Source organism: Gelidibacter sp. (assembly GCF_039916245.1).
In the GTDB taxonomy this organism is placed as follows: Bacteria; Bacteroidota; Bacteroidia; order Flavobacteriales; family Flavobacteriaceae; genus Gelidibacter.
This window is the reverse complement of the sequence record NZ_JBDSLS010000056.1, coordinates 1-6,888: the sequence shown is the minus strand read 5'-3', so window position 1 is coordinate 6,888 and position 6,888 is coordinate 1. Positions and strand designations below refer to the sequence as shown.

Genomic DNA, 6,888 nt, shown 5'->3' with positions numbered 1-6,888 from the left:
GATTTACCAATCAAACAATTTCCCAATTTACATCACCTAAATCTAATGCGCCATTCATATTAACCGTCAGCCATGACACACCTGGAAAAGCTTCTTCTATAGTCATCGAAAAACCACTTAAAGTCCCGTGTTCCAAGTTTGTTTGAGCTTCATTTTGCAACTTATCCATCAGTTTTTCATATTGTTCATCGGTCAAATTAATGCGTATCTGTTTCATAAGGATTTCTTTTAAAAGTCTTTCTAATTAAATGTGATTTTTTCATTGAATACCACAAAGATAAATCCTAACTACGCCAAAAGGTGGCGGTTTGATTTTTGTTAGCGTTTGTAATAGACGGATTAGAGATGATTTTAAAAACAGATGAGTGCTTACAAATCTTTGTCTTCATTCTTGTGAAGATTTTTGAAGGAAAGCTCATATATCACTATTGTCCGGAAAAGAATTAAGACCGCTCCGCTGATAGAACCAAGAACAAAGACTAAACACGTAATTAATTGAAAACATGGGCGGTGAAACTCATAAATAGAATGGATTATGATGTTTTACCAATAGTTTTCAAAAACCGAGAAATGAAGAAGGTAGAGGATCAAAAACGTTGAAAGACCTTTGTTGATTACGATTCTTACAAGATCAATGCAACTTTAATCGGACAACAATGCTCATATATATATTATCTGAAATCTACACCTATCCCGAAGTTCAGGAAGCTTTTCGAATCACTGAGCCGTATAACATTCATATTCGGGTGGTACTGCGTGATCAATTGCATCTACAGCAATTTATAGACAAATTGATTAATTATGGAAGTCCGACGACGCTTCTTATGCTTACGGAAATTGAGAAAAGCTGACGATTATTTTTTATGACCTCAGGAACTATGAAACAAAAAAGCACTTCTAAAAAAATTAGAAGTGCTTGATCATCTTTTTAAAATTGATGAAATTGTCTGTTAGATATTCGCAAATAAGTTCGTCATGCTTTTACTTTAATAAACTTAAGTCGGCCACACCAGCAACTTCTGTTGACATTTCGCCTAACCAGCCCATATCAGCTTGGATTCCTGTTTGGATCTTTACGAAATCAATACCGCTTAAACGGACCGGTTTTCCGTCTTTATCAATCGCATCTGCAATATTAATTTTGTCTCCACCAGACGTATTATCAGCATAACCGTACTCAAATGGTGCACTGGTAATCATTGAAGCATTACTCCTGTCGATATTACTATCTGATAACAATGTTCCAGAAACAGTATAAGAATTTGCCGTAATCCATTCTGGATAATAGGCTTGTTTATGAAATGCATTTTTCAAGACAAACCCCGTATTCCCTTTATTATCTTCCCATGCGATATTGTCTTCTATCTTTTCTGGTCTAAAGTAAATCACTTTATAATCTCTATAAGTTCCTTCCAGAGTATGTGCACTTCCTTTAATTTCATACCAGGTATCATCTGGCAATCCATTGCCATTATCATCCTGCATCACATAAACAACACCAGGCTCAGCAAAAGTGGCCGATGCATTTCCGTAAATGATAAAATCATTTTCCCCTTCACGATTGATCACGGTATGATCAAAAGCATAACTTACAAAACCTCCCCAGGCTCCCAAGGTTACTGAACCACGTTTTCCGATAAGACTTTCAGCACTTGCCAAATTCCCCGGATTCTTATTTATAAACTGCCCAGGTGCTGGATAATATTCTAAAAGCTGCGTTACATACGCACTACTGTCATCAGTAATCGGTCTTAATTTAGCGTCCACAGTGATTGTGTATTTATAAGTAAAGATGCCTGTTTCGTTAGAAGCTTCATAAGACAACACATAGGTTCCTGAATTTGTAGGCTCAAAAACATACGTATCAGCAGTGGCCACGATACTATCCCCTAAGGTCCATTTTTCAGTATATTCGGAGTTGTTTTGATTGACTGCTGCAAATTCTAAAAGATCTCCAACAGCAATCTGAAATTCCTTTTCTGATTTGGACATCGCTATTTGTGGTTCTAAAACCGCAACGGCGTCATCATCATTTGAGCAGGACGTAACTAGTAGGGCGAGGCCAAAAAAGGCAACAAGTAATTGTTTGTAATTGGTTTTCATTGTATTCATTATTTAAGGTTTAAATTATTCGTATTTGAAAGTAATATGTGCGGGAATATCGCCTGTTTGGACTGACCATTTCAGTGCTCCGTCTGGCGTAAAACAGTAGAGGTTGCCAGGCGTTACATAATCTTTGGCATCTGTGATCAACACCTCATCGGTTTCAGGATGGACTGCAATTCCGTAGGGCATTTCAATCAGGCTTTTATCTTTTTCGGAAATAAAGGTTTTATCCAACAAGGTTTCTGTTTTAGTGTCCAGCATGAGGTATGAAATCTCATAATTGCCAGTGATATAGCTAAACTCTGAATTATACATATAAGCGATATCCTTATGAATGGTCAAATTGCTGACGCCGATATCAAAGCTTTTTTTCACAGTTTCTGTTTTGGTATCGACCACCAACAACCTGGAAGGCGTCTCATAATAATCGCCTCTTGAAGTCACATATAAGTCACCTTCACTATCGATTTTTAGACGATGCAGATTTATAGCCACTTCTATCCGCTTGGTTTCCGTAAACGCATTGACATCAATAACTGAAATGGTCGATTCATAATTTGGAGGACTATAGCCGCCCGAGTTTGCCACGTAAATTTTATCATTATACGCCACCAATTCTTCAGGCTGACGCCCTACTTCAACGCGACGCGTAATCTTCAAGCTGGTGGTATCAATTTCGGCCACGATGCCGTTGGGATTGCTGGCATTTCCTACGCCTCCCAAGTAGCTACTTAAATACGCTTTTCCTTTATAAAATGTGAGGTACCGAGGATTATCGATGTCAATTTGTTTAATCCGTTTTCCCGTATCGGCATCAAGCACCTCCACTTTATTGGAACCATTAACCACTACGTATAGTTTTGAACCATAGATGCCCATGGCGTTTCCAACGTCTCCCAATCCACCCACGAGTTCGGGATTGGCCTTACTGAATACACTGCTTTTGTATTCGCCTGTTTCATAATCCATATAATCCAGCGAGGCTTTATTCATCGCCATATTGCCTTCATTGAGGAGGTAAAAACCTTTAACTGCGGTTGGGGTTTGGCCTCCAGGATTTTGAACGTCATCTTCAATAGCAGGGTCATCGGTCTGGCACGCGTACATGCCGAAGAAAATCATTAGTAATAAACTGAGCTTTTTCATACTTTTTTTAATTAGAATTCATAATTGAGGTTCAGCCGAAAGGATCTTCCGGGCATTGGGAAATTCTTAATGACGGCGTATTGCTGGTCGAATAAATTATTGACTTCCAAGCCTAACTTTAAAGGATTTTTCCCTGAAAAAGGAAGCGCATAATTGATCGACATATCATGCGTGTACCATGGTTGCAGATAATTGGAAGCGATATTGGCCTTTTGGCTATAACGTTCGCCCGTATAGATAAAACTGTAATTAAGGGAGATGGCTTTATAATCTAGCATCAAACTCAAACCACCACTATGCTTGGGAACGTACGGAATTTGTTGGCCAAAACTGTTGCCGCCGGGCGTCACATCTAAGGATTCTTGAAACGTATAGGTAAGAATTGTTGTGTAATTAAATTCAGGACCGATTTTCCCCGAAGTAGTCATATTGGTTTCGATGCCATTGGTCTCAACTTCCCCAAGATTATACATCGTCCATCTAAAAAGATTGGTGCCCGGAATGGCCACAATTTTATCGGTAATCCAGATTTTGTAAATATCACTAGTCACATTAAAAACCGTATTCCAGATTTCATTCTGCCAAGAAAAACCCAAATTGACTTGTTCGGAATACTCAGGATTTAAAAACGTATTTCCCACAAAAGTGTAATACAAATCATTGAACGACGGCATTCTGAACATCTTTTTATAAAAACCACGAAGTCTTAAATCGGGCGAAGCAAAAGGCTGCACATTAAAAAGAAGCGTTGGCGAAAATTCCTGAAAATCATCTGCCGCTTCATAATATTTCACAGATTCATAGATGCCTGTACTTAAAATACTCGTTTGGATCGTGAACCTATCAAAAGTCAAATCGGACGCCAGAACATTTAATAAGGTATTTCTCTTTGGATAGGCAAACCGATACAAATTGGCTTGCATGACATTCTGCTGAACATCGGTCGCCAAACTCAAGGTCCAATACGACTTGGCTTTATAGGTATGCACCAAGGATAAATAATACTCTTGCTGGTCATAAGTGTTTTCCAGAAATCCGCTGGTCGTGACAATCTCAGGATCCAGATACCGCGAATAATCGACGCCGTATTTACCGCGGACTTTCACGCTGTATCTCTCACTAAATTGATGTTTATAATCGGCCTGCAGAAAATCATTCCGATCCCACAACCGTTGCGGACGCGCAAATCGGTTCGCCACAATAGCTCCTGGCAAACCTCTTTCCGAATTGTAATGGTAATATTTCACGTTCCAAGTGTCTTGGTTTTTGTGTTGGCCATGTACCGACGCTTCCACACGATACGACCTGATATCAGCATTATTTCGTACCGCCGTGGTATCGTAAACCCCGTTGGAATATTGAAATTTATAGCGACCATGAGCGCTGACCAGCTCGGTACTGACGCGGGCTGAAAGAGCATTGTTGATTTTGTAATTGAGATTGATGGACGGATTAAAAAGTCCGAAGGAACCGGACCGGACACCTACTGCTAATTGATAGGTTTCGCCGGGTTCAAATTTCGGCGTTTTTGTTTGCAGATAAATGGTATTTGCCGAAGCATAGGATTTTGCCGATTGTTGCATTTCACTGTGCTGGCCTTGATAAAGACTGACCTTCTCCATATTGTCCAGCGAAAACTTCCCGAGATCGACCTGCCCGTTTTGCGCATTCCCCAATTGAATACCGTCAAAAAATACGCCCGTATGTTGGGAGCCCATACTGCGGACATTTACCGTTTTGATACCGCCAATGCCGCCGTAATCCTTGAGTTGAATGCCGCTGAAATACCGCAACGCATCGGCCACACTCAAGCTATTGAGTTTTTTAAGTTGCGCTCCCGAAAGTGATTGGACTGGCGCTGGCGAGGTATGAGATTCGAAGCGATTTTTGTCGTGATTTAACAATATTTCTTGCAGTTCAATAGGAACCAAAGTATCGCGCTTTTGAGACCAAAGCAGTGTCGGACACAAGAGCATTCCAAGAAATAATATTTTAATAGGGCTTAAATAGGTCCTCATAATGACATTGCGCCGACGAGGAATCACAAGAAAGGTAAACGACTTCGAAAGTACCGAAGCGTTTATAAAACCAATCCAAGCTTCAATCCCCGAAAGCCTTATAGAATTACAAGAAATGGCAGGTATTCTGACTTGCTTTATCCACCCGGCCTTCCCATCTTAAAAGACAGTGACCATTATTGGGCTTCATCAAAAAGCTTACAGCTGCGGGACAGTTCTGGATTTACACCAGATTCCCATTTAATGCCTACCGAAGTAGGCAACCTTTTCTAAAATAAAGTGCAAAGCTAGATATTAATTTTAGAATCGGGTTGAATATGATTAACAATTTTCGTGAGGACGCCTTTCAAGCTAGCGCCAACAAAGTATTTATAGTGTATAGGATCTGTTACCAATCCAATCTCCGGCTAGCGCTCGTTTGTAACGAGTGCCGTATCCAATATGACATACGGCCACAAACCACAAAAACAGGAGCCTACTTTATTATAAAATTTGCTTTTGTTGCTCATGCAACTGACATAGAACTTGTTTGCAACATGAAGTTCTTTGTGGGCACCCGTTGAAAACGGGCGCTAGCGTATTATATAAGACATACGTTTGCAAAGGATACAAAATAGAACTCGGCTCATCTACAACCAGTGATGTATTATTTTAAGCCATATATTTCCAAAAGTTACCAAATAGGCATCGGCTAGCTTGCAAAAAGCGCAATATCAAATAAGTCAGACATAATAACTCAACGAACATCAACCCATAAAACCAGGGTCATCAATTTCAAGCACCGTATGATCGTCCTGAAAATTCCGTGCGCTTGAGTATTTATAGTGTAAAGGGTCTATTACCAATCCAATCACCACCGGATTATTATGAATGTAGTTAATCTTTTGCTTGATGACTTTGTCAGTCCAAAGTTCGATGGGGTGGTTATGATGTTGCCAAAGTTGAAATTGAGATACGTTGGCAGATTTCTTTCCCGCGCGTTCCAACATCCATAGCAACCATTCCTTTCTACTCTCTTGCGAATTGCTTGCTATTGCCTCAACAATCCTTTTAGATGTATGTTTCTTGAAATCCCTTAATAATTCCATAGGCTTTTCATTCGCAGAACGAAAAACCATATGGACATGACTCGGCATAAAACAATAAGCGTAAAGTTCCATACCTTTGTGCGACCTACAATAACTGATACTGTTTGCCAATACATTAAAATAGACTTGTCTTGTAAATATGTCCAGCCAATACACGGTTGCAAACGAGACAAAATAAAGACCTGCCTTGTTATGGAATTTATACTTCCTACTCATATGACTAATATACAACTTGTTACCAAAGAAATAAATCTTTATGGGCACTCGTTGCAAACGAGCGCTAGCTTCGAGTAAAAAAAGCACAAATATCTAGACTTGAAAATAGTACTGGAAATGTAACTTTTGAAACGGTAATGAGAATTTTCAACGCATTAGGAGCAAAACTGAATTTAACTCTTCAAAGGTAAAATAACGATTTGCCAATAAACTGTATAAACCATTGGTCTGAGACTATTTGTATTGTTCGCAAATAAAACTCACAACTTCTAGTACCTTTAAACATTATTGGCAATTTAAAAACAAAATGAGAA

At 39.3% G+C, this 6,888-nt stretch carries 6 protein-coding genes and 1 riboswitch; of the genes, 1 reads left to right on the top strand and 5 read right to left on the bottom strand.

Features of this window, described 5'->3' with window-relative positions; translation table 11 throughout:
* Positions 1–10: 10 nt before the first annotated feature.
* On the bottom strand, positions 11–217 hold the full coding sequence (locus ABIQ28_RS03120) for a hypothetical protein (protein ID WP_348035293.1): 207 nt from the start codon (positions 215–217) through the stop codon (positions 11–13).
* A 439-nt stretch (positions 218–656) separates the two neighbouring features.
* Between ABIQ28_RS03120 and ABIQ28_RS03115 the strand changes: the two genes are divergently transcribed.
* Positions 657–851, top strand: a complete 195-nt coding sequence (locus ABIQ28_RS03115) for an Lrp/AsnC ligand binding domain-containing protein (protein WP_348035292.1) — start codon at positions 657–659, stop codon at positions 849–851.
* A gap of 130 nt (positions 852–981) precedes the next feature.
* Here the strand turns inward: ABIQ28_RS03115 and ABIQ28_RS03110 are convergent, their stop codons facing one another.
* The 4 genes from ABIQ28_RS03110 to ABIQ28_RS03095 form a co-directional block, all read right to left on the bottom strand.
* A complete protein-coding gene (locus ABIQ28_RS03110; RefSeq protein WP_348035291.1) occupies positions 982–2,112 on the bottom strand; it encodes a hypothetical protein in 1,131 nt (376 codons plus the stop codon).
* Positions 2,113–2,127: 15 nt separating this feature from the next.
* Positions 2,128–3,252 (bottom strand): YncE family protein, encoded by a 1,125-nt coding sequence (locus tag ABIQ28_RS03105; RefSeq protein ID WP_348035290.1) that lies wholly within the window; start codon positions 3,250–3,252, stop codon positions 2,128–2,130.
* 11 nt (positions 3,253–3,263) lie between these two features.
* Positions 3,264–5,228, bottom strand: coding sequence for a TonB-dependent receptor (locus tag ABIQ28_RS03100; RefSeq protein WP_348035289.1), 1,965 nt, complete (start codon positions 5,226–5,228; stop codon positions 3,264–3,266).
* Between the two features lie 141 nt (positions 5,229–5,369).
* Positions 5,370–5,553, bottom strand: a riboswitch (cobalamin riboswitch).
* Between the two features lie 463 nt (positions 5,554–6,016).
* On the bottom strand, positions 6,017–6,574 hold the full coding sequence (locus tag ABIQ28_RS03095; RefSeq protein ID WP_348035288.1) for a transposase: 558 nt from the start codon (positions 6,572–6,574) through the stop codon (positions 6,017–6,019).
* Positions 6,575–6,888: the final 314 nt, after the last annotated feature.